This is a genomic window from Acidovorax sp. GW823-FHT02H02, from assembly GCF_058797075.1.
Map to the genome: position 1 here is coordinate 107,179 of NZ_JBXAJH010000006.1, position 21,916 is coordinate 129,094.

Genomic DNA, 21,916 nt, shown 5'->3' on the forward strand with positions numbered 1-21,916 from the left:
GTTTGTCTCCTAATGGTTTCGTGCAACGGCCCGCAGGCTCAGTGTTCCCAGCTCAGCGAAAACTCGTCGTCGTCTTCGTCGATGTATCCGGACAGCGTCACCAGGTTGACGTGCAGCTGCTGCAGGTTGAAGCGCTGGCCGGTCTGCTCTTCGATGGTTTCGCGGCGGATCACGAGGCGACCGGGCGCGTTGATCTTCACGAGCCCCGGTGGATAGGTGGCGCTGGCCTGGGCGTTGTCCGCCAGGATGGCGTCCACGACCGGGCGGGATTCTTCGTTGTCCTGAAAGGCAATGAAGACGCTGGAGACGACGGGGGCGGCAGGGGTGTTCATGGGGGTGACTTCCTTCACAGGGCCAGGCCCGACTTGCGCGCCCGTGCATCCAGCGCCGTGCGCACGGCGGCCAGGGCCACGCTGCCTTGCGCCCCCAGTGCCATGTCCGCCACCGGTGCCAGCGCGGCCTGCGCCAGGTCGGCATAGGTCTTGAACCAACCGGTGATCAGCGAGCGGTTCTCGTCCGACGCGGCGGCAGCCACCTTGGTGACAGCATCCACCCAGCGCGCGCTCTCGTCATGCCACTCGGGCATGAAGGCCGTCAGCATGGCCACCGCCGTGCCGCCCTGCACTGCCAGGTGGTCGTCCACAAAATGCGTGTAGATCAGCGGGTACAGCAGGCCATCGAGCACCAGGTTCTGTGCCACGAACAGCTCGAACGGATCGTTGACGACCAGCGTGTCCTCCACCAGCCGGCGCAGCGGCTGCCAGCGCGGGTCGTGCAGCCAGTCGTTCTTGCCCGCATCGAGCGCGCCGGGCTCGCCCAGGGCCAGCCCCAGGCGCGTGAGGTACTGCGCCACGGCCAGATGGTCCATGGCATGGAACATGGCCGGCGCCGTGAACGCCGTACCGTAGCCGCGCGAGCAGATCGTGCTGTTGTTCATGTTGGCGCCCCAGGCCGCGTGGCGCAGCGGCATGAGCACTGCACAGGCGGCGGTGCGCTGCGTGTCGGCAATCTTGTCGATCAGCCCCCGCGACTCCACGAACTGGTAGTTGGCCTCCATCGCCTCCTGCTGGCGCGCACGCGCCATGGTCCAGTTGGCGTAATAGAACTGGCGCGGGTCGCGCAGCGCATCCCAGTCGGCCAGCTTGACGGCCGTGCGGGCGGTGTCGAACAGCTCGAATTCGGGTTCCCAGGTCGGACGGTAATGGAAATGCGCGGTGGGCTGCACGCCCACCGTGGCTTCCAGGTAGCGCGACGCGGGTTTGTCACCCGTGTACGCGGCCACGCGGGCGAAGGTGCTGCGCAAAGGCTGGATTTCGCGCGCCTGCAGGTCAATGTTCATGTGCGGTGTCTCCTCAAACGATGGTGGTGGTGCGGTCTTCGATCGGATCGCCGAGGGGGCGCACCCGTTGCGCCCGGCAGAACGCCTCGAACGCGCGCTGCGGCAGCATCAGCTCCACCGTCAGTTCCGGCCAGCCGATCGAAAACTCGAACTCGATAAAACCGTTGTCCCGTCTTTTCAGCACACGGACGAACTTGCGCGACACGTCGCATTGCAGGCTGTCGGTGGCCAGTGGTTCTGGGTTCATTGCGGGCTCCATGTTTTGGCTTTAGCCCGTCAACAGGTGCACGGGTCGTGCCAACTGTCGATAAAACGACTTCAATATCGATAAAACAAGGGTTAGTCCCTACAAAACTCCGTGCCGGGAAGCTGCCGCACACCCCTGGCGGCTGCGCAGCCGCGCCTTGTCCGCAAGATGCCGCGGTGCAGCATGATCAAATGCTCAAATCCACCGAGCAGGAACTGATGAAATGGTGAATTCGACCGGCACTGGGGTCATACCCGATGGCGCTCATCATTCTTTTTATCGATAGTGCGCCCATGCCTGCCTCCGCCCTGCCTCCGCTGCCTCCCGATATCGATCTGCGCCGCCTGGTGCATTTTTCTGCGGGCGACGGCCGCATCTGGCTTTCGGGCCAGCGCATGCTGCTGGTCCATGCGGCCGCACTGGGCGCCCTGCGCCGGGAGCTGATGAACACCCTGGGACCGGCGCAGACCCGCCGCCTGCTGATGCGCGCGGGCTATGCTTCGGGCGAGCGCGACGCGCAGCTTGCGCGCCAGGTGCGCCCCGAGGCATCGCTGTTCGAGATGTTCTCGGTCGGTCCCCAGCTGCACATGCTGGAAGGCGCGGTCCAGGTCACCCCGCAGGTCTTTGAACTCGACCAAGCGGCGGGCCACTTTCGAGGGTTTTTCCGCTGGGACCACAGCTGGGAGGTCGAGAGCCATGTGCGCGACTTCGGCCCCCAGGATGACCCCGTCTGCTGGATGCTGCTGGGCTATGCCTCGGGCTACACCAGCGCATTCTTTCACCGCGCGGCGCTCTTCAAGGAAGTGCAATGCGCGGCCTGTGGACACGGGCACTGCATGATCGAGGGCCGCTTCCAGCACGAGTGGCCCGACGGGGACGCGATAGCACGCGACTACGACGCCGAATCGGTGCTGGTCAAGCTCGACGAACTGCAGTCGCAGGTGCAAACCCTTCGCACCCTGCTGCAACCCGCCGATGAGCTGGGGCCGCTGGTGGGGCGCTCGCACGCATTCGAGCAGACCGTGGCGCTGCTGCGCAAGGCCGCGCAGACGCAGGTCACGGTGCTGCTCACGGGCGAAACCGGTGTGGGCAAGGAGCGCTTTGCCCGCGCGCTGCACGCCATGGGCGCACGGGCCGACAAACCCTTCGTGGCCGTCAACTGCGCGGCGCTGCCCGCCGAGCTGATCGAGAGCGAACTCTTCGGCGCCGAGAAAGGCGCCTACACCGGCGCCGCTGCCACGCGCATCGGCCGCTTCGAGCGCGCGCACGGCGGCACCCTGATGCTCGACGAGCTGGGCGAGCTGCCCCTGCCCGCGCAGGCCAAGTTGCTGCGCGTGCTGCAAAGCGGCGAGATCGAACGCCTGGGCGGTACCCAGGTGCGCAAGGTGGATGTGCGCGTGGTGGCCGCCACCAATGTGGACCTCGAAAAAGCCGTGGCCGAGGGGCGCTTCCGGCGCGACCTGCTGTACCGCCTGAACATCTATCCCATCCGCATTCCCTCGCTGCGCGAACGCACCGACGACATCGAACTGATTGCCATGCACCTGCTGCAAAAGTATGCGGTGCAGCACGGCAAGCGCATGGCGGGCTTCACCGACCGGGCTCTTCTGGCGATGCGCGCCCATGCCTGGCCAGGCAATGTGCGCGAGCTGGAGAACCTGATCGAGCGCGGTGTCATCCTCACCCCGTCGGACGAGAGCGTGGACGCCGAGGTGCTGTTCCCGCACATCACGATGCAACCGGGCGCCACCGTCAATGCCGCCGGCACGCTGGAGCGCACCGCCACCCCCACGGCCCAGGCCACGCAGCTCTACGACCAGCTGCAAAGCAGCGGCCTGACCCTGGAGGCCCTGGAAGACACACTGATCCGCGAAGCCGTGGCACGCGCCGGCGGCAATCTCTCGGCCGCCGCGCGCGCACTGGGCCTGACGCGCCCCCAGTTGAGCTACCGTCTTTCGCGCCTGAACGAACGCGCGCAGACCTGACTCCACCACGGACCACCATGGCCAAACGCCCCTATCTGCACGCACTGAACACCGACAACGACCTTGCTGGCGCGGGCGCCACCATCTCGCGCACCCTGATCGAGCAGACCTATGCCGAATTGCGCGACGACATCATCGAAGGCCGGCTGGAGCCCGGCAGCAAGCTGCCGATCGAGCACCTGCGGGTGCAGTACAACGTGGGCGCCGGCACGCTGCGCGAAGCCATCACCCGGCTGGCCAGCGATGCGCTGGTGACCACGGAGGGGCAGCGTGGCTTTCGCGTGGCCCCGATCACGCTCGATGAACTGGAAGACATCACCCGCCTGCGGGTGCATGTCGAGATCGATGCGCTGCGCCTGTCGATCCGCAACGGCGGAGCGCACTGGCGGGCCGCGCTGCGCCAGAGCTACGACGCCATCTCGGCACTGGAACAGCCCTTTCAGACGGTGCACCGGCGCCGGTGGGAAATCCTGAACGTGCGTTTTCATGAGGCCCTGCTGGCCGGACAGGAGTCGCCATGGACACGCAAGGTACTGGGCCTGCTGGCGCGCCATGGCGAGCGCTACCGCCGCTACGCCATGGGCCTGCCCGGCTCGGTGCGCGACGTGCACGCCGAGCACACCGAGATCTTCGAGCAGGCCATCGCCGGCCGCGAAGCCCGCGCGGCGCTGGCGCTGGAAGCCCATATCCGCGCCACACCCGACCTGCTGGCGCAGGCGCTGCGCAACGGCCAGCTGACCTTGCCCACAGGGGCCACCCCTGACGCCGCGCCCGCACCGATGGCCGGCTGAACGTTTGCGCTATCGTTCGGGCCTGCCGCCGCGGCACCAGAACGCTCTCCTCCATGCTCCAGTACCTCACCATCCCCGTCACGCCCTTCCAGCAAAACTGCTCCATCGTCTGGTGCAGCGCCACCCGCAAGGCCGCCGTCATCGACCCCGGCGGCGACCTGGACCTGCTGCTGGCCGAGACCCAGCGACTGGGCCTCGCGCTGGAACAGATCTGGCTCACCCACGCCCATATTGACCACGCCGGCGGCACCGGAGAGCTGGCCCAGCGCCTTGCGCTGCCCATCGTGGGGCCGCACCCCGGCGACCAGTTCTGGATTGATGGCCTGCCGCAGCAAAGCGCGATGTTCGGTTTTCCGCCCGCGCAGCACTTCACGCCCACCCGCTGGCTGCACGACGGCGACCAGGTGCAGATCGGCCACGAAACGCTGAACGTGCGCCACTGCCCCGGCCATACACCGGGCCATGTGGTGTTTCATGCGCCGCAGATCGACCGGGCCTTTGTGGGCGACGTGCTGTTTTCCGGCAGCATCGGCCGCACCGACTTCCCCCAGGGCAACCACCAGCAGCTCATCGACAGCATCACGCAGCGCCTGTGGCCCATGGGCGACCAGACGGTGTTCATCCCCGGCCACGGGCCGGAAAGCTCGTTCGGACGGGAGCGGCAGAGCAACCCTTATGTGGGCGGCACGTGAGGAATGACGGAAGAGACTTTTAGCTATTATTTCAATAGCAAACTATCCGCCGCGCCGGGCCGCTTCGTACAGCCCCTGCACCCTGGGCACGTTCTGCTCCAGCTCGCGGATGCGTGCCGGGCCCGAGGGGTGGGTGGACAAAAAGGCCAGGCCGCCCTGCTTGCTGCCGGTGGCGTTGCCCATCTTTTGCCACAGACTCACGGCAGCCGAGGGCTGGTAGCCCGCGCGCGCGGCCAGCTCCAGCCCCACCAGGTCGGCATCGCTCTCGTCAGCGCGGCTGAACTGCAGCGTGAGCAGTTGCCCGCCCAGGCTGACCGCCGCATTGCCCAGGTCGCCCAGGCCCAGGAGTTGCGAGCCCAGGCGCAGTGCCAGGTTGGTGCCCTGCGTCTTGGCGATGCGCTCGCGCGCATGCTCGCGCAGGGCGTGGGCCATTTCGTGGCCCATGACCATCGCGGCCTCGTCGTCGGTGAGCTTGAGCTGGTCGAGGATGCCGGTGTAGAAGGCGATCTTGCCGCCGGGCATGCAAAAGGCATTGACCTGCGAACTGCCGATGAGGTTGATCTCCCAGCGCCACTGGCGCGCGCGGTCGTTCCAGGGCGCGGCATGCGGGATCAGCCTTTTGGCAATGGCATGCAGGCGCTGCAGCTGCGGGTGCCCTGCCGGCGCCAGGGCGCGCTGGGCCTTGGCCTGCTGCAGCATCTGCTGGTACTGCTGGGCGGCGGAGTTCTCCAGCGTCTCCGCGGGCACCAGCTTGCGCAGGCTCGACGCCGAACCCACATCCACCTGCGCCAGCACGGGCGCGGCGGCGCTGGCACCCGCAGCCAGCAGGAAGGCGCGGCGCGCAGACCAGGGTGAAGACGGCGCAACGAAGGGTGGGGGGCAGAGCAGGCACATGCAGGAATAATAGACAAAAACCGCCCGGCCCCATGTCAGATACCTCCCCGACCCCACCCCACCCCCCTGCCGTGCGCACCCCCTGGCTCCAGACCCTGCGCGTATACCTGGAGCCCGCCAGCCTGCGCATGCTGACGCTGGGCTTTTCGGCGGGCCTGCCGCTGCTGCTGGTGCTGGGCACGCTCTCGTTTCGCCTGCGCGAGGCGGGCATTGACCGCAGCACCATCGGGTATCTCAGCTGGGTGGGCCTGGCCTATGGCTTCAAATGGCTGTGGGCGCCGCTGGTGGACCGCATGCCGCTGCCGCTGCTCACGCGCTGGCTGGGGCGGCGGCGCGGCTGGCTGCTGCTGTCGCAGGGCATGGTGGTGGCCGGCCTCGTGGGCATGGCGCTGGCCGACCCGCGCCTGACGCTCGGCCCCATCGTGTGGTGCGCGCTGGCGGTGGCCTTTGGCTCGGCGACGCAGGACATTGCGCTCGATGCCTTTCGCATCGAATCGGCCGACGCCAACCACCAGGCGGCGCTGGCCGCCTCGTACCAGACGGGCTACCGCCTGGCCATGATCTGGGCCGGCGCCGGCGTGCTGTGGATCGCTGCGCGCTCGGAAGTGGCGCCTGCCGTAGGGCAGGTGGTGGGCGAGGCCGTGGCCCAGGGTGCGGCCGCCTACCAGAACGGCGCCTGGCAGGCCGCCTACCTGGCGATGGCCGCATCGATGGCCGTGGGCATCGTCACGGTGCTGTTCTCGCGCGAGCCCGTGCCAGTGGTGTTGCCGCCGGCCAAGAACGCCGCCGAATGGCTCAAGGGCGCCGTGGTCGATCCGTTCGCCGACTTTCTGGGCCGCTATGGCTGGCAGGCCGCGCAGATCCTGGCGTTGATCGCCGTATACCGCATCAGCGACGTGGTCATGGGCATCATGGCCAACCCGTTTTATGTGGACATGGGTTTCACCAAGGACGAAGTGGCCGCCGTCACCAAGGTCTATGGCGTGGTCATGACGCTGGTGGGCGCCTTTGTGGGCGGCGTGCTGTCGATGCGCCTGGGGGTGATGCGCATCCTGATGCTGGGCGCCGTGCTCAGCGCCGGCAGCAACCTGCTGTTTGCCTGGCTGGCGGGGCACGGGCACGACGTGACGGCGCTGATCGCCGTGGTGTCGGCCGACAACCTGGCCAGCGGCATTGCCTCGGCCGCCTTCATTGCCTACCTGTCGAGCCTGACCAATGTGAGCTATTCGGCCACGCAGTACGCGCTGTTCAGCTCGATGATGCTGCTGCTACCCAAGTTCGTGGCAGGCTTCTCGGGCGACTATGTCAATGCGCATGGCTATGCGCAGTTCTTCACGGCCACGGCCCTGCTGGGGCTGCCGGTGCTGGGGTTGGTGTGGCTGGCGTCAGGGGTCAAAAAACCCGCTAGCGCTTTACCGTAAATCGCTTGTAGCTATTAAATCAATAGTTCCCAAACAGTTATCCACCTGCACGGTTTACCGGAACTTTACGGGAGCTTCAACGCCGCGCGACGCCTGCGGGCCACCATGGAGCCCTGCCCCCACCGGCTCCACCACCCCACTACACTGCCCCGATGAGCTCGCACCTGCTGATGATCGAAGACGACGCCCGCCTGGCCCAGATGGTGGGCGAATACCTGGGCCAGTCGGGCCTGCATGTCACGCACCGCGCCGACGGCGCCAGCGGCCTGGCGCAGTTGCAGGGCGAAGGCGCGGGCCCCCTGCCCGACCTGGTCATCCTCGACCTGATGCTGCCCGACATGGACGGCCTGGATGTCTGCCGCCGCATCCGCGCGCTGCAGGGGCCCGCCGCCCAGGTGCCGGTGCTCATGCTCACCGCCAAGGGCGACCCCATGGACCGCATCATCGGCCTGGAGCTGGGCGCCGACGACTACCTGCCCAAGCCGTTTGAACCGCGCGAGCTGCTGGCCCGCATCCGCGCCATATTGCGCCGGCGCACCGACGGCGCCAGCGCGCCGGCCGCGCAGACCCTGCGCTTCGGCTCGCTCGAAATCGACCGCGATGCCCGCAGCGTGACGGTGGCAGGTGCAGCGGCCGATCTCACCTCCTACCAGTTCGACCTGCTGGTGGCCCTGGCCGAGCGCGCCGGCCGCGTGCTCACGCGCGACCAGATCATGGAGGCCGTGCGCGGCCGCGAACTGGAGGCGTTTGACCGCTCGATCGACGTGCACATGGGCCGCATCCGCGCGGCCATCGAGGTGGACGCCAAGAACCCGCGCCGCATCCTGACGGTGCGCGGCGTGGGCTACGTATTTGCCAAGCAGCAAGACTGAGATGTCCCCCCTGAGTCGCTTCGCGCCTTCCCCCCAGGGGGACGCCACCGGTGGCCTGGCAAAGCCAGTTCCACGGTGGCACTGGCCTCGGTGGCGCCCCTTGCGCGGGCCGCAGTCCACGGGTGTGGGGCATGGCGGTGTTTGATCTCTTTTCCCGCCGTCTGTACCTGCGCATCTGGCTGGCCGTGGTCGGCGGCGTGGCCGTGCTCACCCTGGCCGTGGGCTGGGCCTGGCGCATTGCCGCCGAGCAGAACGCACTGCCCGTGGCGCCGCCCGCCCGCGAAGTGGTGCTGCGCGACAGCGAGGGCCACACGCTGGTCGCCGGGCTCGCCACGCGCGTGCCCGGGCCGCCGGGCGAGGGCCTGGAACTGTCCATTGACAGCGCCGACGGCAGCACCTACCGCCTGCAGCTGGCGCCGCGCGGCGACCGGGGCAATCACCCCGGGCCCAACCGCCGCGCCGACGCCGCCTTCTGGACCCGGCCACCGTTCGGCTTCCTGTGGATGCTGGGCCTGGTGGGCCTGGCCGTGGCCGTGGGGGTGTTTCCCATCATCCGCCGCCTGCTGCAGCGGCTGGAGACCCTGCAGCGCAGCGTGCAGCGTTTTGGCGAGGGCGACCTGTCGGTGCGTGTGCCCGAGCAGGGGCAGGACGAGGTGGCCCACCTGGCGCGCCAGTTCAATGCCGCCGCCGCCCGCATCGAGGCCCTGGTCAAGACCCACAAGTCGCTGCTGGCCAATGCCTCGCACGAGCTGCGCTCGCCGCTCACGCGCATCCGCATGGGCCTGGAGCTGATGGGCGGGCAGCAGCCCTCACCCGCGTTCCGCGAAGAAATCCTGCGCAACATCGCCGAGCTCGACCAGCTGGTCGATGAAATCCTGCTGTCCAGCCGGCTGGACGCGCGCGAGGCCGATGTGGGCACCGTGGAGCTGGTGGACCTGATCGGACTGGCCGCCGAGGAATGCGCGCGGGTCGATGCCGACCTGGATGTCAGCGCCAGCGCCGATGCGCTGCAAGTGCGCGGCGTGGCCAAGCTGCTGCGCCGCGCGCTGCGCAACCTGCTGGAAAACGCACGCCGCTACAGCCAGGGCACCATCACGGTGGTGGTGCAGCGGCACAACGGCCAGGCGCGCTTCAGCGTGCTCGACCAGGGGCCCGGCGTTCCCCCCGCCTTGCGCGAACGCATCTTCGAGCCCTTTTACCGCCTGCCGGGTGCCAGCGAACGTGCCGGCGGCGTGGGCCTGGGGCTGGCCCTGGTGCGCTCGATTGCCGAGCGGCACAACGGCTCGGTGCGGTGCGACGATCGACCCGACGGCACCAGTGGCGCATGTTTTGTGCTGTCGCTGCCGCTGGCAGCTGCGGCGGCAACGGCGCCTGCGCCACGCTGATCAGCGCACCATCCGATGTGGCGGCAGTGGCCAGCGCCAGGCCGACAGTCCATACATCACCGCTCCGACCACCAGCGCCGCCGCCGCCAGCGCCAGGCCGCGCGCAAAGCCCCGGCCCGGATCGCCCTGCGCAATCAGCCAGGCCACCAGGGGCGGCCCGGCGATCTGGCCCAGGCCGTAGACGGCCGTCACCAGGCTGGCAAAACTGTCGGCCGAAGCGGGCCACAGGCGCCGCGCCTCCTGCAGGCCGTAGAAGGTGATGGCCGTGAACGGCAGGCCCACGCACAGACTGCTGAGCGCAAAGCCGGCGGGCGTGGGCCAGACCAGCCCCAGCGCAATGCCCAGGGCCTGCAGCGCATAGGCGGCCAGCAGCAGCCAGCGCCGGTCCCAGGCCGGGGGAGTCCGCGTGCTCAGCGCCGCGCCAATCGCCACGCCAGCACCGAACACCGGCCAGAACAGGTCCGGCCAGGGTGCCCCCGGCGGCAGCGCGGCACGCGCGATGACGGGCAGAAAGGTGGCGGTGACGATGTAGCCCAGCCCCGCCAGACCATAGGCCAGCGCATGCACGGCCCGCGCCACCGCCGTACCGCCGCCCTGCGCCCGCGCCGCAGCCGGCGGCGCCCCTCTTGCAGGGTCCGTGGCCCGGACCTGGGCCGCCCGACCCCGCACCACGGGCCAGACCCCCACGCACAACAGCACCGACAACAGGCCGAACACCACCCAGCCCGAAGCCGCCCGCCACTGCCCGGCCACCATGGCGCTGGCCGCCAGCCCCGTGAGCACGATGCCCACGCCCGGCCCGCAGAAGATCAGCCCGCCCATGGCCGGCCGGCCCAGCACCGCCAGGCGCACCATGCACCAGGCCGCCACGTTGAGCAGTACCACGGCGCTGGCCGCCCCCGCCACCCAACGCAGCGCCGGCCAGCTGGCGGGCATCGGCAGCGCCATGGCCAGTGTGAGCAGCACCGTGACCACCAGCCCCGCGCGCGCCAGCCGCGCCGGGTGCCAGCGTGCGTAGAACCCGGGCGCCAGCCAGGGCAGCGCCATGCAGGCCAGGGCGCCCACCAGGTAACCCACGTAGTTGGCCGTGGCCAGCCAGCTGCCTTCGGCGAGCGTGAGCACGCCATCGTGCAGCATCATGGGCAGCAGTGGTGTGAACGCAAAGCGTCCCACGCCCATGGCCACGGCCAGCGCCAGCATGCCCGCCAGCGCCACCGTGTGGGGTCGGTCGGCCCAGGGCGTTGCAGCGGGTGTGGTGCCGGGGTGGGCGGTGGCCTGTGGTTCCATAGCGTGGTTTCCATGTCTGTTTTCTTTATCCTACGCTCAGCGCCGCACGGTCCCTGCGCGGAGGGTGGCGCATGCGCACACGCCCGCGCATTGGCGCCATGGACCCGATGGACGCCAAGCATTCACCCATGGACAATGCCCGCATGCACACCTTCACCAACTCCCGCTTTTGCACCCGCTTCGGCCTGACCACTCCCGTCGCACTGGCGCCCATGGCGCTGGCCTCGGGCGGAGCCTTGGCGAGCGCCTGCGCCCGCGCCGGGGCGCTGGGGCTGGTCGGCGGCGGCTATGGCGACCTGGCCTGGACACAGCGCGAATACCAGCTGGCGCTGCAAGCTGCGGATACCGGCCGCATTGGCTGCGGCTTCATCACCTGGAAGCTCGACGAAGACGCCTCGGCCCTCGACTGGGTGCTGGACCGGCCGCCCGGCCAGCGCCCCCGGGCGCTGATGCTGTCGTTTGGCGACCCACGCCCCTATGCGCGCCGCATTGCCGACAGCGGCGCCGCGCTCATTTGCCAGGTGCAGCGCATGGACCAGGTCCCGCAGGCCATCGAGGCCGGTGCGCAGGTGATCGTGGCGCAGGGAGCGGAGGCCGGGGGCCACGGCATGAACGCGCTCAATGGCCGCTCCACCATGGCCTTTGTGCCCGAGCTGGCCGACTGGCTGTCCGCCCATTCACCCGCCACCCTGCTGCTGGCCGCCGGTGGCATTGCCGACGGGCGCACGCTCGCGGCAGCCCTGGTGCTGGGCGCCGATGGGGCGCTCGTGGGCTCACGCCTGTGGGCCACGCAGGAAAGCCTCGCCCCGCAAGGCGCCAAGGACATGGCCGTCGCCACCGACGGCGACGGCACGGCGCGCACGGCCATCTTCGACATCCTGCGCCGCAAGAACTGGCCTGCACCCTACGATTTCCGTGCCCTGCGCAACGCGCTGCACCGGCAGTGGGAAGATCGCATCGACGCCCTGCGCGCCGACCCCGGGGCGGCACGGGCCGCCTACGACGAGGGCGTGCGCAGCGGCAACTTTGAGGTCGCGCACGCCACGGCGGGAGAGGCTGTCGGGCTCATCCACGACCTGCCGGCGGCGGGTGCGCTGGTTCAGCGCATGGATGCGCAGGCGCGGGCGCTGCTGGGTTGAGGGCCTGACCTTCAGAACGATCTGGACGCGCTCATCCGGACCGTCCTCCCCGCGGCTGCTCCAGCCAACGGATACAGCCCACGAACGCCACCAAGCTGAAGGTATAGAAAATATTGCCGCTGTTGTGTGCCAAGAAAACCTGCGTCCAGCCAAAGCCGAAGTAGGCGATGGGCAGCAGGGAGGCCGCCACGCGCACAGCCAGCAGCGAGGGCCGCTGCGCTGGCAGCGCCCGGGCCAGCCGGGTGCGAGTCGGCCACATCACGGCCAGCGGAATCGCATAGAAGGCCAGCAGCACGGCCACGCCGATCAGGCCGCGCTTGGCCCACATGTCCAAGATCTCATTGTGCGCATGCCCATACTCCAGGACCGACGGATGCGCCAACCCCGCCGCGACCATCTTCTGCTTTTGCACGACCACGCCGCTCACGCCCCAGCCCGTCAGCGGACGCTGCGCGCCCATGTGCAAGGCCAGGCGCCACTGCTCCAGGCGCTGACCGGCCGAGGTTGTCGCGCCCTGCTGCGGGTGGGTCCAATACAACGGAACCTCCGCCATGGCCTGGTCCACGCGCGCCCCGAACTTGCCCGCTGCGGGAATCACCATGGCCGCAACACACAGGGCGGCACCAACGGCCGTCCACATGGCCCGCCGACCTTGGCCGTGGCGCCACATCAGGCCCAGCACCACCGCCATCAGCAGGGGAGCCACAACCCATGCACCCCGTGATCCGGACAGCAAAGACGCCAGTACCCCGCACCCGCCCAACAGCCACAACAGCAGAAACTGCCTGCGCGGCCAGGCGCCAAACGAAGCCATGGCCCAGGTGGCGATCCCAAGGTACATGGCGATTCCGCCATATTGGATGGCATTGGTATGCCCCATGGCCTTGCTCCACCCCAAGACAAGGGATTGATAGGCGGCAATACCTAAAGCCCCCGCAGCACCCAGCGCGCAACCCCACACGGCGCTGCCTGCATGCACGCCGACCTGGTAGGCAACACCGAGGCACAACGCGGCCAGCCAGTACTTGAGCAGATAGTCCGAACCGGTCCACGACCACCAGCCGTCAAACGACAACCCCCAGATCAACCCCATGAGCACCATCACGGCGCACAGGGCTTTCAACTCGGTCGCCCAGGTCTTGTGGCGGCACAACCCCACGCCCGCCAGCGCGAAAATGACACAAGCTGCTGCGCCATAAGAGTACCCGGAAGGCACGGCCAGCGACAATGCAAAAAAAACAAAGCACGAAATGCTCATTCCGCATCCGACGATGCGCTGGTACAGATTGACCGTATCTTTTCTCATCACACCTTTCGTTCCAAAACACTGCGCGCAATGCCGCAAAGCCCGCTTTCCGCACCATGGCACCTTTTCCCATCCTCTACATCAACCTCGACAAAGATGTTGAACGCAGACAGCGCATGCAAGCCCAGTTCAACCACCTCCAGCTGGCTGCCCAGCGGTTGCCAGCCGTCTGGTGGCCAGACCTGGCGCGAGAGGAGCAAAACCAGTACTACAGCGAGACGCTGAACCAGACGCAATACTTCAAGGCCCTGGCCAATGGCGAGAAGGGCTGTTATTGCAGCCATATCAAGGCTTGGCAGGCGTTGCTGGACAGCGCCGCACCGGCCATGGCAATTTTCGAGGACGACGTCAAGCTGCTGCCGGACATTATCCCGGCCTTGGAAGCCCTGGCCCAACGAACGACTGGCTGGGACATGATCAAACTGTACAGCCGGGATCAGGAAAAAATTTGCAACAAATTCCCTCTGTTCACCACCCATTCCTTGATCACGTACCAGCGCATCCCCAGCTTTGCGGCAGGCTATGTGATCACCCGTGCCGGCGCCCAGAAGTTGCTGGCATCCCGCCTGCCATTCGGTCGCCCGGTGGATGTGGATTTCCGTTTCTGGTTCGAAAACGACCTGCGGGTCGCCGGGGTCTACCCCTCCGTCATGGCGCTGGATGACACCAGTGAAGTCAGCAGCATTTGGGAGCAACGCGACCGGCTCACGCTGTCGCAACGCCGACGCAAGCTGCTGATGAAGCTGCGCCTGACTCTGGGCAACGCCTTGCACCGCTGACACGCGCCAGGACGGGTTACGAATGCCCGCCCTGCGCCAGAAGCGCCTGGTACTGCGCCCACATATGCGAACGGCCATAGGAGGACAACGCCTTGCGCCGCGCGGCCTGTCCCAGTTGGGCCGCCATCTCCGGCTGCCGCAACAATTGCGCGAGAACCTGTCCCAAGGCGCCAGCATCAGACTCGGGCACCAGACGGCCGGTCAGGCCATCGCTGAGCACCTCGCGCACACCGATCACATCCGATGCCACGCAGGCACAACCGGCGGCCATGCCCTCCACCAAGGCCAGCGGCATGCCTTCCCAGTGCGTGGACAGCACAAAGATCTGGGTTGCCGCCAAGCGCTGGTGCAAATCACCCACATTGCCCAGAAACTGCACCTGGGCCTGCACGCCCAGTGCCTGGGCCAGTTGCCGCGCCTGCTTCAGCAGGCGCTTCTTGCCACCGCCAGCCAGGTACAGCGTGGGCATCAGGCCCCGCTGCTTCAGCCAGGCCAGCGCCCGGATCAGGGTCGCATGGTCCTTCTGGCGCGCGAAACGCGATGCCATCAGGATCGCGGCGTCGCGTTCAGCCCACGGCCGCATCAGGTGTTCTGGAAAGCGCTCCAGCGCGATGCCGTTCGGGATGGCAATGCATTTGTCCGGCGGGAAACCGTGCGCAATCAGACTGCTGCGCACCCCTTCCGAGACGCCAATGCTGGCCTCGGTACACGGAGCCAAGGCCAGGGCCTGGGCCAGACGGCGCGGGGTGTAGCGCTCGCGCGAGTTGTGCTCGACATGAAAGATCCGCGCCACGCCCTCGGCCCGGGCGGCCTGACGGCCCCAGATATGGTCGCTGAAACCGTGCGCAAACAGCACATCGGGGCGCCATGCACGAATGATCTTGCGCAGCTCCCAGACCGTCAGCACATGCAGCCAGTTCGACACGATGCGGACCTCCAGCCCCTGGTCGCGCAGCGCCTGAACCCGGCCCATGTGTGTGGTGCGCTTGCGCCGCAGCACCAGCAGCACTTCGGTGCCCGGGGTCTGCCGGGCGGCCAGGCACAGATCGATGGCCACTTGCGTGGCACCGGAAAACCCGCCTGTGACGAAATGCAGGATGCGCATGATTCACCCAAGAAAAAAGCACCAAAGCCGGCCTGATCGAGGCCATGCCTGGTGCCATTCGGCCGACAAAGGCCCGATCAATGCCCGCCCGCGAACACCTCGCCGGCCTTCAGCCGGTACACCGTGCCGCAATACGGGCATTTGGCTTCGCCGGCATGGGCCACGTCCAGGTACACCCTGGGGTGGCTGCTCCAGAGTTTCATGTCGGCCTTGGGGTTGGGACAGAACACGCCGCCCTGGGCGTTCAGGTCTTTGGCCAGAAGTTCAATGGCTGCTTGCGACATGGTCAGACCTTGGTGAGCCAGTGGGCATATTGGGGATTGCGGCCATTGACGATGTCAAAGAACGCGCTCTGGATCTTCTCGGTGATGGGGCCGCGGCGGCCCACATAGTCGTCTTTTCCGATCTCGATGCGATCGAGTTCACGGATGGGCGTCACTTCGGCGGCCGTGCCGGTGAAGAAGGCTTCGTCGGCGATATACACCTCGTCGCGCGTGATGCGCTTTTGCACCAGTTCCAGGCCCAGGTCCTTGCAGATGTGCATGACGGTGTCGCGCGTGATGCCCTTGAGCGCACCGGCCGACAGGTCGGGGGTATAGACCACGCCGTCCTTGACGATGAACACGTTCTCGCCCGAACCTTCGGACACAAAACCCGAGGTATCCAGCAGCAGGGCTTCGTCGTAACCATCATCGGTGGCTTCGGTGTTGGCCAGGATGGAATTGGTGTAGTTGCTCACCGCCTTGGCCTGGCTCATGGTGATGTTGACGTGGTGGCGCGAGTAGCTGCTGGTCTTGACGCGGATACCCCGGGCCATGCCGTCTTCACCCAGGTAGGCACCCCAGGCCCAGGCGGCCACCATCAGGTGGATGTCGTTGCCCTTGGGCGAGACGCCCAGCTTCTTGTCGCCGATCCAGGTCAGGGGGCGCAGGTAGCACGACTCCAGCTGGTTCTCACGCACCACGGCGCATTGGGCTGCGTTCACCTGGTCCTGGGTGAAAGGGATCTTCATGCGCAGGATCTTGGCGCTGTTGAACAGGCGCTCGGTATGGTCCTGCAGGCGGAAGATGGCCGTCCCAGCGGCCGTGTTGTAGGCCCGCACGCCTTCGAAGGCGCCGCAGCCGTAATGCAGGGTATGGGTCAGTACATGGATCTTGGCATCGCGCCAGTCGACCATCTGGCCGTCCATCCAGATCTTGCCGTCACGGTCGGCCATCGAGGGAACTACGGGGCTCATGGGTGTCCTTTGGGTTGCTGGGTGTCGCAAAAGAGCCAATTTTACGGGGCGGCAGATCCCGCATCGCCTTCTGGCGCATCCGCAGGCGCCACAGGGCGTTCCAGCGTCCATTTCACCAGCTTGCCACCGTGGAACTCGCAGGTCACATGCGATTGGGTGCCATCGGTCCAGCGGTAGACCTCGGGTTGTTCGTTTTCGGGCGACTGCAGCACCCCCAGCGAACGCGTCATGGCCACCACATGCATCAGGTTCACCCCCACCTGCAGTTTGGCATTGAGCATGACGGCACTGCCGACATATCCGATGGGGCGGTCGGCCGCCTTGCGCATGACATTCATGAGCCGCGTGAAATGCAGCAGGGCCCACATGAGGACACCCCCGCCGACGGCCGCGACGCCCATCCAGCCATAGGACCGAAAGCCCGCCACCACCACAATCACCAGCCCCACGGGCACCAGGATATTTCGAAAATTCATGGCCCCATTGTCTTACGACGCCGCTCGCCCAGCACTGTGGGGAGTGCGTATGCACAGGTCAAGCAATGCCGCGCACCACGTTCATGGCCTCCTCGACCCGCTCCACGGCGTGGATGGTCAGGCCTTCGATCGGTTTCTTGGGGGCATTGGCCTTGGGCACCACCGCCACGCTGAAGCCCAGCTTGGCCGCCTCGCGCAGGCGCTCCTGCCCGCGGGGCGCGGGGCGTACCTCGCCCGCCAGCCCGACCTCGCCAAAGGCGATGAACCCCTGCGGCAAGGCCTTGCCGCGCAGGCTGGAGGTGATGGCCAGCATCACGGCCAGATCGGCGGCGGGCTCGCTGATGCGCACGCCGCCCACGGCGTTCACAAACACATCCTGGTCCATGCAGGCCACACCGGCATGGCGGTGCAGCACGGCCAGCAGCATGGCCAGGCGATCCTTGTCGAGCCCCACGGAAAGGCGCCGCGGACTGGGCCCGCCGCTGTCCACCAGGGCCTGGATCTCGACCAGCAAGGGTCGCGTGCCTTCGAGCGTGACCATCACGCAGCTGCCCGGCACCGGCTCGCTGTGCTGGCTCAGGAAGATGGCACTGGGGTTGCTGACGCCCTTGAGGCCCTTTTCGGTCATGGCGAACACGCCGATCTCGTTGACGGCGCCAAAGCGGTTCTTGATGGCCCGCACCAGCCGGAACTGGCTGTGCGTGTCGCCCTCGAAGTACAGCACCGTGTCCACCATGTGCTCCAGCACGCGCGGGCCGGCCAGCGCGCCCTCCTTGGTGACATGGCCCACCAGCACCACCGCCACGCCCGACGCCTTGGCGGCCCGCGTGAGGTGCGCCGCGCACTCGCGCACCTGGGCCACCGAGCCGGGTGCCGAGGTGAGCTGGTCGGAATACACCGTCTGGATCGAGTCGATCACGGCCACGGCCGGCTGCATCGATTCGATGGTGGCCAGGATTTTCTCCAGCTGGATCTCGGCCAGCACATTCACCTGGCTGTGGTCCAGTCCCAGCCGGCGCGAACGCAGCGCCACCTGGGCACCGCTTTCCTCGCCGGTCACATACAGGGTGGGCAGCCCCGTGCGCTGCAGCGCATCCAGCGCCTGCAACAGCAGCGTGGACTTGCCGATGCCCGGGTCGCCCCCGATCAGCACCACGCCACCTTCCACGATGCCCCCGCCCAGCACCCGGTCCAGTTCGTCGATACCGCTGGGCGTGCGCGCGATGTCCGTGGCCTCGATGGCCGCCAGCGGCATGACGGCCTGCGCCTGCGCCAGCCCGGCAAACTGCGCGCCGCTGTAGCGGTTCTTGCCCGGTCCCGCCTCCGCCACCGATTCGATCAGGGTGTTCCAGGCGCCGCAGGATGGGCACTTGCCCAGCCAGCGCGGGCTGGTGCCGCCACATTCGGTGCAGGTGAAAAGGGTTTTGTCTTTGGCCATGGGAGCGGGATCTTGCAAAGCGGCTGGCCACTATAGCGGCCAGCAGCGCGCCAGCGGCCGTTACCGCTCCTTCAGGGGCCAAGAAACCATGCGCCCGCGTCCAAGGACCAAACCCCTTACGATGGCGACTCGGGCCCGCAATACTAGCGCGCATGTCGACGCCCCCGGCGCTCAGCACTGCGGAGCCTGCACCCCGCCACCTTTTCAACCTCCACCATGTCCGCACCCACGCTTTACTTCGCCCCCGGCACCTGCGCCCTGGCCGTTCACATTGCCTTGCACGAGGCGCAGGCAGGCCACGAGCTGGTTCGTCTCGACTTCACCACCCAGCAGCAACGCAGCCCCGAGTACCTGGCCATCAACCCCAAGGGCCGCGTGCCCGCGCTGGTGACCGAGCACGGCGTGCTGACCGAAACCCCGGCCTTGCTGGCCTATGTGGCGCAACGCTTTGCGCAGGCGCAGCTGGCGCCGCTGGACCCGTTTGCCTTCGCGCGCATGCAGGAGTTCAACAACTACCTGGCCTCCACCGTGCATGTGGCCCACGCCCACCGCCCCCGCGCCAGCCGCTGGGCCGATGACGCCCACGCCATCGAGGCCATGCAGCGCAAGGTGCCGCAGAACATGGCGGAGTGCTTTGGCGTGATCGAACACCATTACCTGCAAGGCCCCTGGGTGCTGGGCGAACAATATTCCGTCGCCGACGCCTACCTGTTCACCGTGTCCGGCTGGCTGCGCAGCGACGGCGTGGACGTGGCGCAGTTCCCCAAGGTGGCCGACCACCGGCGCCGCATGGCCGAGCGCCCCGCCGTGCAACGCGCGCTGGCATAAACGGCACAAAAAAACCCCGGCACCGGGCGGGTGGCGGGGCTTTCGGCGTTGCCGGCCCGGTCAGTTGACCTTGAGCGCGCGCCAGTCAATGCGGTTGTCCGCGCGGTGCGGCAGCTCCACCTTCTGCGTGGCGGCCCACGGGATCACCTGGTTGTACAGCGGGATGTGCGAAATGAGCTCGTGGTCCTGCACCAGGGCCTTTTCGATCAGGCCATTGCGTGTGGCCGGATCGGTTTCTTTCTTGATGCGCTCGATCAGCGCATCCTGCTGCGGGCTGCTGAAACGGCCCAGGTTGAAGTTGCCGTCGCCCCCGGCGCCCGGCGAGCGGACCAGCGACTGCAGCGAATAGAACGCATCGAACGTGGGCACGCCCCAGCCCAGCAGGTAGATGCTGGCCTCGTTGCGCTGGATCATGGGGAAATAGGTGGCAAACGGCAGCGAGCGCAGCTTGGCCTTCACGCCGACCTTGGCCCACTGCGCCGTGATGGCCTGGCACAGCTGTTCGTCGTTGATGTAGCGGCCTGCGCTGCAGGCAAAGTCCACCTCGAAACCGTTCGGGTAGCCCGCATCGGCCAGCAGCTTCTGCGCTGCCTTGGCATCGAAGGGCCAGCGCACATCGGCCTTGGGCGTCCAGCCGTTGACCTGGTGGGCAATCAACGCGCCCGTGGGCTGGGCCAGGCCGCGCAATACCACGCGCTGGATGGCGTTGATGTCGATCGCCTGGTACAGGGCCTTGCGCACACGCACATCCTTGAGCGGGTTCTGGCCCTTGACGTTCGAGCCTGGCAATTCGCTGCGGAACTGGTCCATGCCCAGAAAGATGGTGCGGTATTCGGCGCCTTCCAGCACCTTCAGGCCCTGCGTCTGGCGCACCCGCGCCAGATCCTGCAGGCTGGGGTCGATGATGAAGTCGATCTCGCCCGACAGCAGCGCCGCCGTGCGCGTGGCATCGGACTTGATGGGGGTGTAGACCACCTCGGTCACGTTGGTGGCGAACTTGCCCTTGCCCCACCAGTGCGGGTTGGGCGCAAGCACCACGCGCTGGTCCGGCGTCCACGATTGGAGCACGAACGGCCCCGTGCCCAGCGCGTTGCGGTGGGCAAAGGTTTCGTCCTTGTTCTTGATGTCCTTGGGCTCAACCGACTTGTTCTTCTCGGCCCAGGCCTTGCTGAGCATGCGCAACTCGGTCAGCTGGTTCACCAGCACCGGGTTGGGCACGTCCGAGAAGATGTCGATGGTGTGGCTGTTGACCTTTTCCACCCGGTCGATGCCCTGGGCATAGACCGCGTAGTTGGAGCTTTTCGACTTGGCGCGCTCGAGCGAGAACTTGGCATCGTCGGCCGTGAACTCGCTGCCGTCGCTGAACTTCACGCCCTTGCGCAGGCTCAGGCGCAGCTGGGTGGGACTCATCGGCTTCCATTCGGTGGCCAGCGCGGGCTCGGGCTTGAAGGTCTTGCTGTTGTATTCGACCAGCGTGTCGTACACGGCCGCGTGCAGCGCGTTGTTCACGCCCACGTTCTGGGCATGCACGTCCCACGACGACACATCCACGGCACGTGCCCAGCGGAAGGTCGTGGCCTGCGCGGTCAGGGGCAGGCTGGCAGCCAGCGTGGCGGCAAGGAGCAAGGGTTTGAATTGCATGGGCTTGTGCCTCTCAGAAAACAAAACCCTAATGTGACCCAGGGTAGGCGCCACCGGAACGATTTGGTGGTTGTATCCATGTGCGCCGTGGGGTCGGCACCCTGAAAACCGTCGACAAGGCGCCTGCGCCAGCAGCGCCCAGCCTACTGGCGCCGCAGCGCCTGCCGGATGCGCTCCAGCGCCGGCGAGGGCTGCGCCACGCTGCGATCGAACGGGTGCGCGGTGGCTCCGACGGCTTTCAGGATGCGTTGCACGTAGGCACGCGTCTCCAGGTAGGGCGGCACGCCGCGGTAGCGCTCGACCTTGCCCTCGCCGGCGTTGTAGGCCGCGGCCACCAGCGCCACGTCGCCTTCGAAGTAGGCCAGCAGCCAGCGCAGGTAGGTCAGGCCCCCACGGATGTTCTGCGCCGGGTCATACGGGTTCTTGACGTTGAAGCGCTCGCTCGTTGCGGGAATCAGCTGCATCAGGCCCTGCGCGTTTTTGGGCGACAGCGCCTGGGTGTTGAAGTTCGACTCGGCGGCCATGATGGCCAGCGCCAGCTGCGGCTCGACCTGGTATTGCGGCGCCATCCTGAGCACCAGCTCCACGATCTTGCGCGGCGCGACCCGCTGGTAGTTGACGCCAGGCTGGGCCACCTGGACCGGGGCGGGCGGTGGCGGCCGCAGGCATTCGGGCACTTCGTCCGTGGCGCCGCCCACCACCTGCAGCATGCGCGCTGCCACGTCCAGGCCCTGCTCGGCGGCGGCCTGGAAGAAAAAGGCGGCCGCCCCATCGTCGCGCACCACACCGCGCCCGTGGGCGTACATCCATCCGAGGTTGTATTGGGCCAGCATGTCGCCCAACCGCGCGCTCGCGCAATAGAGTGCAACGGCCCGCAACGGGTCGCGCGCCACGCCTTCGCCATGTTCGTAGGCGATGGCCTCCTGGCGCAGGCTGGCCGCCCGGTTGGCGTCGGATTCACCGGCCTGCGCCCGCGCCGCGCCCGCACCCCAGGTGCACAACGACACCACCGCTAGCGGCGCAAGGATCGACAGGCTGGCACGCATGGTTTTCA

At 67.4% G+C, this 21,916-nt stretch carries 23 protein-coding genes; 10 read left to right on the forward strand and 13 right to left on the reverse strand.

All coding sequences use genetic code 11. The features are described from left to right. Positions 1 to 38 precede the first annotated feature (38 nt). Genes AC1RDS_RS08640 through AC1RDS_RS08650 form a run of 3 tightly spaced genes read right to left on the reverse strand, consistent with a single transcriptional unit; the run spans position 39 to position 1,586 of the window. Complete coding sequence (locus AC1RDS_RS08640) at positions 39 to 332, reverse strand: MmoB/DmpM family protein (protein ID WP_026434960.1); 294 nt, start codon at positions 330 to 332, stop codon at positions 39 to 41. A 14-nt stretch (positions 333 to 346) separates the two neighbouring features. Next, positions 347 to 1,339: an aromatic/alkene monooxygenase hydroxylase subunit beta gene (locus AC1RDS_RS08645; protein WP_026434959.1), complete on the reverse strand. Its 993-nt coding sequence runs from the start codon at positions 1,337 to 1,339 to the stop codon at positions 347 to 349. A gap of 13 nt (positions 1,340 to 1,352) precedes the next feature. Continuing rightward, positions 1,353 to 1,586 carry a phenol hydroxylase subunit gene (locus AC1RDS_RS08650; RefSeq protein WP_051248612.1) on the reverse strand — a complete coding sequence of 78 codons (234 nt, stop codon included), beginning with the start codon at positions 1,584 to 1,586 and terminating at the stop codon, positions 1,353 to 1,355. A gap of 47 nt (positions 1,587 to 1,633) precedes the next feature. On the opposite strand from AC1RDS_RS08650, the gene AC1RDS_RS08655 reads away from it, so the two are divergent. The 4 genes from AC1RDS_RS08655 to AC1RDS_RS08670 all read left to right on the forward strand — a co-directional run bounded on the left by AC1RDS_RS08655 (position 1,634) and on the right by AC1RDS_RS08670 (position 5,054). Next, on the forward strand, positions 1,634 to 1,816 hold the full coding sequence (locus AC1RDS_RS08655) for a hypothetical protein (RefSeq protein WP_492226787.1): 183 nt from the start codon (positions 1,634 to 1,636) through the stop codon (positions 1,814 to 1,816). A gap of 63 nt (positions 1,817 to 1,879) precedes the next feature. After that, positions 1,880 to 3,571, forward strand: coding sequence for a sigma-54-dependent Fis family transcriptional regulator (locus AC1RDS_RS08660; protein WP_026434958.1), 1,692 nt, complete (start codon positions 1,880 to 1,882; stop codon positions 3,569 to 3,571). 17 nt (positions 3,572 to 3,588) lie between these two features. Next, on the forward strand, positions 3,589 to 4,362 hold the full coding sequence (locus AC1RDS_RS08665) for a GntR family transcriptional regulator (protein ID WP_026434957.1): 774 nt from the start codon (positions 3,589 to 3,591) through the stop codon (positions 4,360 to 4,362). 53 nt (positions 4,363 to 4,415) lie between these two features. After that, positions 4,416 to 5,054 (forward strand): MBL fold metallo-hydrolase, encoded by a 639-nt coding sequence (locus AC1RDS_RS08670; RefSeq protein ID WP_026434956.1) that lies wholly within the window; start codon positions 4,416 to 4,418, stop codon positions 5,052 to 5,054. A gap of 42 nt (positions 5,055 to 5,096) precedes the next feature. Here the strand turns inward: AC1RDS_RS08670 and AC1RDS_RS08675 are convergent, their stop codons facing one another. Further along, positions 5,097 to 5,948, reverse strand: coding sequence for a M48 family metallopeptidase (locus AC1RDS_RS08675; protein ID WP_492226788.1), 852 nt, complete (start codon positions 5,946 to 5,948; stop codon positions 5,097 to 5,099). 32 nt (positions 5,949 to 5,980) lie between these two features. On the opposite strand from AC1RDS_RS08675, the gene AC1RDS_RS08680 reads away from it, so the two are divergent. From AC1RDS_RS08680 to AC1RDS_RS08690, 3 genes are all read left to right on the forward strand, one after another. Further along, positions 5,981 to 7,369, forward strand: coding sequence for an AmpG family muropeptide MFS transporter (locus AC1RDS_RS08680; RefSeq protein ID WP_026434954.1), 1,389 nt, complete (start codon positions 5,981 to 5,983; stop codon positions 7,367 to 7,369). 152 nt (positions 7,370 to 7,521) lie between these two features. Then, a complete protein-coding gene (locus tag AC1RDS_RS08685) occupies positions 7,522 to 8,241 on the forward strand; it encodes a response regulator (protein ID WP_026434953.1) in 720 nt (239 codons plus the stop codon). A 131-nt stretch (positions 8,242 to 8,372) separates the two neighbouring features. Further along, complete coding sequence (locus AC1RDS_RS08690; protein WP_026434952.1) at positions 8,373 to 9,626, forward strand: ATP-binding protein; 1,254 nt, start codon at positions 8,373 to 8,375, stop codon at positions 9,624 to 9,626. Here AC1RDS_RS08690 and AC1RDS_RS08695 read toward each other — a convergent pair whose 3' ends face one another. Continuing rightward, positions 9,627 to 10,913 (reverse strand): YbfB/YjiJ family MFS transporter, encoded by a 1,287-nt coding sequence (locus AC1RDS_RS08695; protein ID WP_026434951.1) that lies wholly within the window; start codon positions 10,911 to 10,913, stop codon positions 9,627 to 9,629. 71 nt (positions 10,914 to 10,984) lie between these two features. Here AC1RDS_RS08695 and AC1RDS_RS08700 point away from each other — a divergent pair, with 71 nt between their 5' ends. After that, positions 10,985 to 12,052, forward strand: a complete 1,068-nt coding sequence (locus tag AC1RDS_RS08700) for an NAD(P)H-dependent flavin oxidoreductase (RefSeq protein WP_238323170.1) — start codon at positions 10,985 to 10,987, stop codon at positions 12,050 to 12,052. Positions 12,053 to 12,083: 31 nt separating this feature from the next. Here the strand turns inward: AC1RDS_RS08700 and AC1RDS_RS08705 are convergent, their stop codons facing one another. Further along, positions 12,084 to 13,358, reverse strand: a complete 1,275-nt coding sequence (locus AC1RDS_RS08705; RefSeq protein WP_034711601.1) for an O-antigen ligase family protein — start codon at positions 13,356 to 13,358, stop codon at positions 12,084 to 12,086. Positions 13,359 to 13,474: 116 nt separating this feature from the next. On the opposite strand from AC1RDS_RS08705, the gene AC1RDS_RS08710 reads away from it, so the two are divergent. Beyond that, positions 13,475 to 14,137 carry a glycosyltransferase family 25 protein gene (locus AC1RDS_RS08710; protein WP_492226862.1) on the forward strand — a complete coding sequence of 221 codons (663 nt, stop codon included), beginning with the start codon at positions 13,475 to 13,477 and terminating at the stop codon, positions 14,135 to 14,137. A 16-nt stretch (positions 14,138 to 14,153) separates the two neighbouring features. Here AC1RDS_RS08710 and AC1RDS_RS08715 read toward each other — a convergent pair whose 3' ends face one another. The 5 genes from AC1RDS_RS08715 to radA form a co-directional block, all read right to left on the reverse strand. After that, on the reverse strand, positions 14,154 to 15,242 hold the full coding sequence (locus tag AC1RDS_RS08715; RefSeq protein WP_026434947.1) for a glycosyltransferase: 1,089 nt from the start codon (positions 15,240 to 15,242) through the stop codon (positions 14,154 to 14,156). A gap of 77 nt (positions 15,243 to 15,319) precedes the next feature. Next, positions 15,320 to 15,526 carry a zinc-finger domain-containing protein gene (locus tag AC1RDS_RS08720; protein ID WP_026434946.1) on the reverse strand — a complete coding sequence of 69 codons (207 nt, stop codon included), beginning with the start codon at positions 15,524 to 15,526 and terminating at the stop codon, positions 15,320 to 15,322. Between the two features lie 2 nt (positions 15,527 to 15,528). Then, on the reverse strand, positions 15,529 to 16,479 hold the full coding sequence (locus AC1RDS_RS08725) for a branched-chain amino acid transaminase (protein ID WP_026434945.1): 951 nt from the start codon (positions 16,477 to 16,479) through the stop codon (positions 15,529 to 15,531). 41 nt (positions 16,480 to 16,520) lie between these two features. Beyond that, complete coding sequence (locus tag AC1RDS_RS08730; protein ID WP_026434944.1) at positions 16,521 to 16,955, reverse strand: hypothetical protein; 435 nt, start codon at positions 16,953 to 16,955, stop codon at positions 16,521 to 16,523. A 58-nt stretch (positions 16,956 to 17,013) separates the two neighbouring features. After that, the gene (gene radA, locus AC1RDS_RS08735) at positions 17,014 to 18,393 is read right to left on the reverse strand and encodes a DNA repair protein RadA (RefSeq protein WP_026434943.1); all 1,380 of its coding nucleotides are present in this window, start codon (positions 18,391 to 18,393) and stop codon (positions 17,014 to 17,016) included. Between the two features lie 216 nt (positions 18,394 to 18,609). On the opposite strand from radA, the gene AC1RDS_RS08740 reads away from it, so the two are divergent. After that, complete coding sequence (locus AC1RDS_RS08740) at positions 18,610 to 19,221, forward strand: glutathione S-transferase family protein (RefSeq protein WP_026434942.1); 612 nt, start codon at positions 18,610 to 18,612, stop codon at positions 19,219 to 19,221. A 60-nt stretch (positions 19,222 to 19,281) separates the two neighbouring features. Here the strand turns inward: AC1RDS_RS08740 and AC1RDS_RS08745 are convergent, their stop codons facing one another. Both AC1RDS_RS08745 and AC1RDS_RS08750 read right to left on the reverse strand, forming a co-directional pair. Next, positions 19,282 to 20,862: an ABC transporter substrate-binding protein gene (locus tag AC1RDS_RS08745; protein WP_026434941.1), complete on the reverse strand. Its 1,581-nt coding sequence runs from the start codon at positions 20,860 to 20,862 to the stop codon at positions 19,282 to 19,284. Positions 20,863 to 21,005: 143 nt separating this feature from the next. Continuing rightward, complete coding sequence (locus AC1RDS_RS08750; protein ID WP_081679582.1) at positions 21,006 to 21,908, reverse strand: lytic transglycosylase domain-containing protein; 903 nt, start codon at positions 21,906 to 21,908, stop codon at positions 21,006 to 21,008. Positions 21,909 to 21,916 lie beyond the last annotated feature (8 nt).

Bases quoted from the DNA above. Each gene is read 5' to 3' on its own strand.
- AC1RDS_RS08730 (WP_026434944.1), bottom strand. From the start codon at position 16,955: ATGAATTTTCGAAATATCCTGGTGCCCGTGGGGCTGGTGATTGTGGTG.
- AC1RDS_RS08640 (WP_026434960.1), bottom strand. From the start codon at position 332: ATGAACACCCCTGCCGCCCCCGTCGTCTCCAGCGTCTTCATTGCCTTT.
- AC1RDS_RS08665 (WP_026434957.1), top strand. From the start codon at position 3,589: ATGGCCAAACGCCCCTATCTGCACGCACTGAACACCGACAACGACCTT.
- AC1RDS_RS08715 (WP_026434947.1), bottom strand. From the start codon at position 15,242: ATGCGCATCCTGCATTTCGTCACAGGCGGGTTTTCCGGTGCCACGCAA.
- AC1RDS_RS08685 (WP_026434953.1), top strand. From the start codon at position 7,522: ATGAGCTCGCACCTGCTGATGATCGAAGACGACGCCCGCCTGGCCCAG.
- AC1RDS_RS08675 (WP_492226788.1), bottom strand. From the start codon at position 5,948: ATGTGCCTGCTCTGCCCCCCACCCTTCGTTGCGCCGTCTTCACCCTGG.
- AC1RDS_RS08695 (WP_026434951.1), bottom strand. From the start codon at position 10,913: ATGGAACCACAGGCCACCGCCCACCCCGGCACCACACCCGCTGCAACG.
- AC1RDS_RS08645 (WP_026434959.1), bottom strand. From the start codon at position 1,339: ATGAACATTGACCTGCAGGCGCGCGAAATCCAGCCTTTGCGCAGCACC.
- AC1RDS_RS08700 (WP_238323170.1), top strand. From the start codon at position 10,985: ATGCGCACACGCCCGCGCATTGGCGCCATGGACCCGATGGACGCCAAG.
- AC1RDS_RS08745 (WP_026434941.1), bottom strand. From the start codon at position 20,862: ATGCAATTCAAACCCTTGCTCCTTGCCGCCACGCTGGCTGCCAGCCTG.
- AC1RDS_RS08680 (WP_026434954.1), top strand. From the start codon at position 5,981: ATGTCAGATACCTCCCCGACCCCACCCCACCCCCCTGCCGTGCGCACC.
- AC1RDS_RS08705 (WP_034711601.1), bottom strand. From the start codon at position 13,358: ATGAGAAAAGATACGGTCAATCTGTACCAGCGCATCGTCGGATGCGGA.
- AC1RDS_RS08750 (WP_081679582.1), bottom strand. From the start codon at position 21,908: ATGCGTGCCAGCCTGTCGATCCTTGCGCCGCTAGCGGTGGTGTCGTTG.
- AC1RDS_RS08650 (WP_051248612.1), bottom strand. From the start codon at position 1,586: ATGAACCCAGAACCACTGGCCACCGACAGCCTGCAATGCGACGTGTCG.
- AC1RDS_RS08710 (WP_492226862.1), top strand. From the start codon at position 13,475: ATGCAAGCCCAGTTCAACCACCTCCAGCTGGCTGCCCAGCGGTTGCCA.
- AC1RDS_RS08740 (WP_026434942.1), top strand. From the start codon at position 18,610: ATGTCCGCACCCACGCTTTACTTCGCCCCCGGCACCTGCGCCCTGGCC.
- radA (WP_026434943.1), bottom strand. From the start codon at position 18,393: ATGGCCAAAGACAAAACCCTTTTCACCTGCACCGAATGTGGCGGCACC.
- AC1RDS_RS08720 (WP_026434946.1), bottom strand. From the start codon at position 15,526: ATGTCGCAAGCAGCCATTGAACTTCTGGCCAAAGACCTGAACGCCCAG.
- AC1RDS_RS08660 (WP_026434958.1), top strand. From the start codon at position 1,880: ATGCCTGCCTCCGCCCTGCCTCCGCTGCCTCCCGATATCGATCTGCGC.
- AC1RDS_RS08725 (WP_026434945.1), bottom strand. From the start codon at position 16,479: ATGAGCCCCGTAGTTCCCTCGATGGCCGACCGTGACGGCAAGATCTGG.
- AC1RDS_RS08690 (WP_026434952.1), top strand. From the start codon at position 8,373: ATGGCGGTGTTTGATCTCTTTTCCCGCCGTCTGTACCTGCGCATCTGG.
- AC1RDS_RS08670 (WP_026434956.1), top strand. From the start codon at position 4,416: ATGCTCCAGTACCTCACCATCCCCGTCACGCCCTTCCAGCAAAACTGC.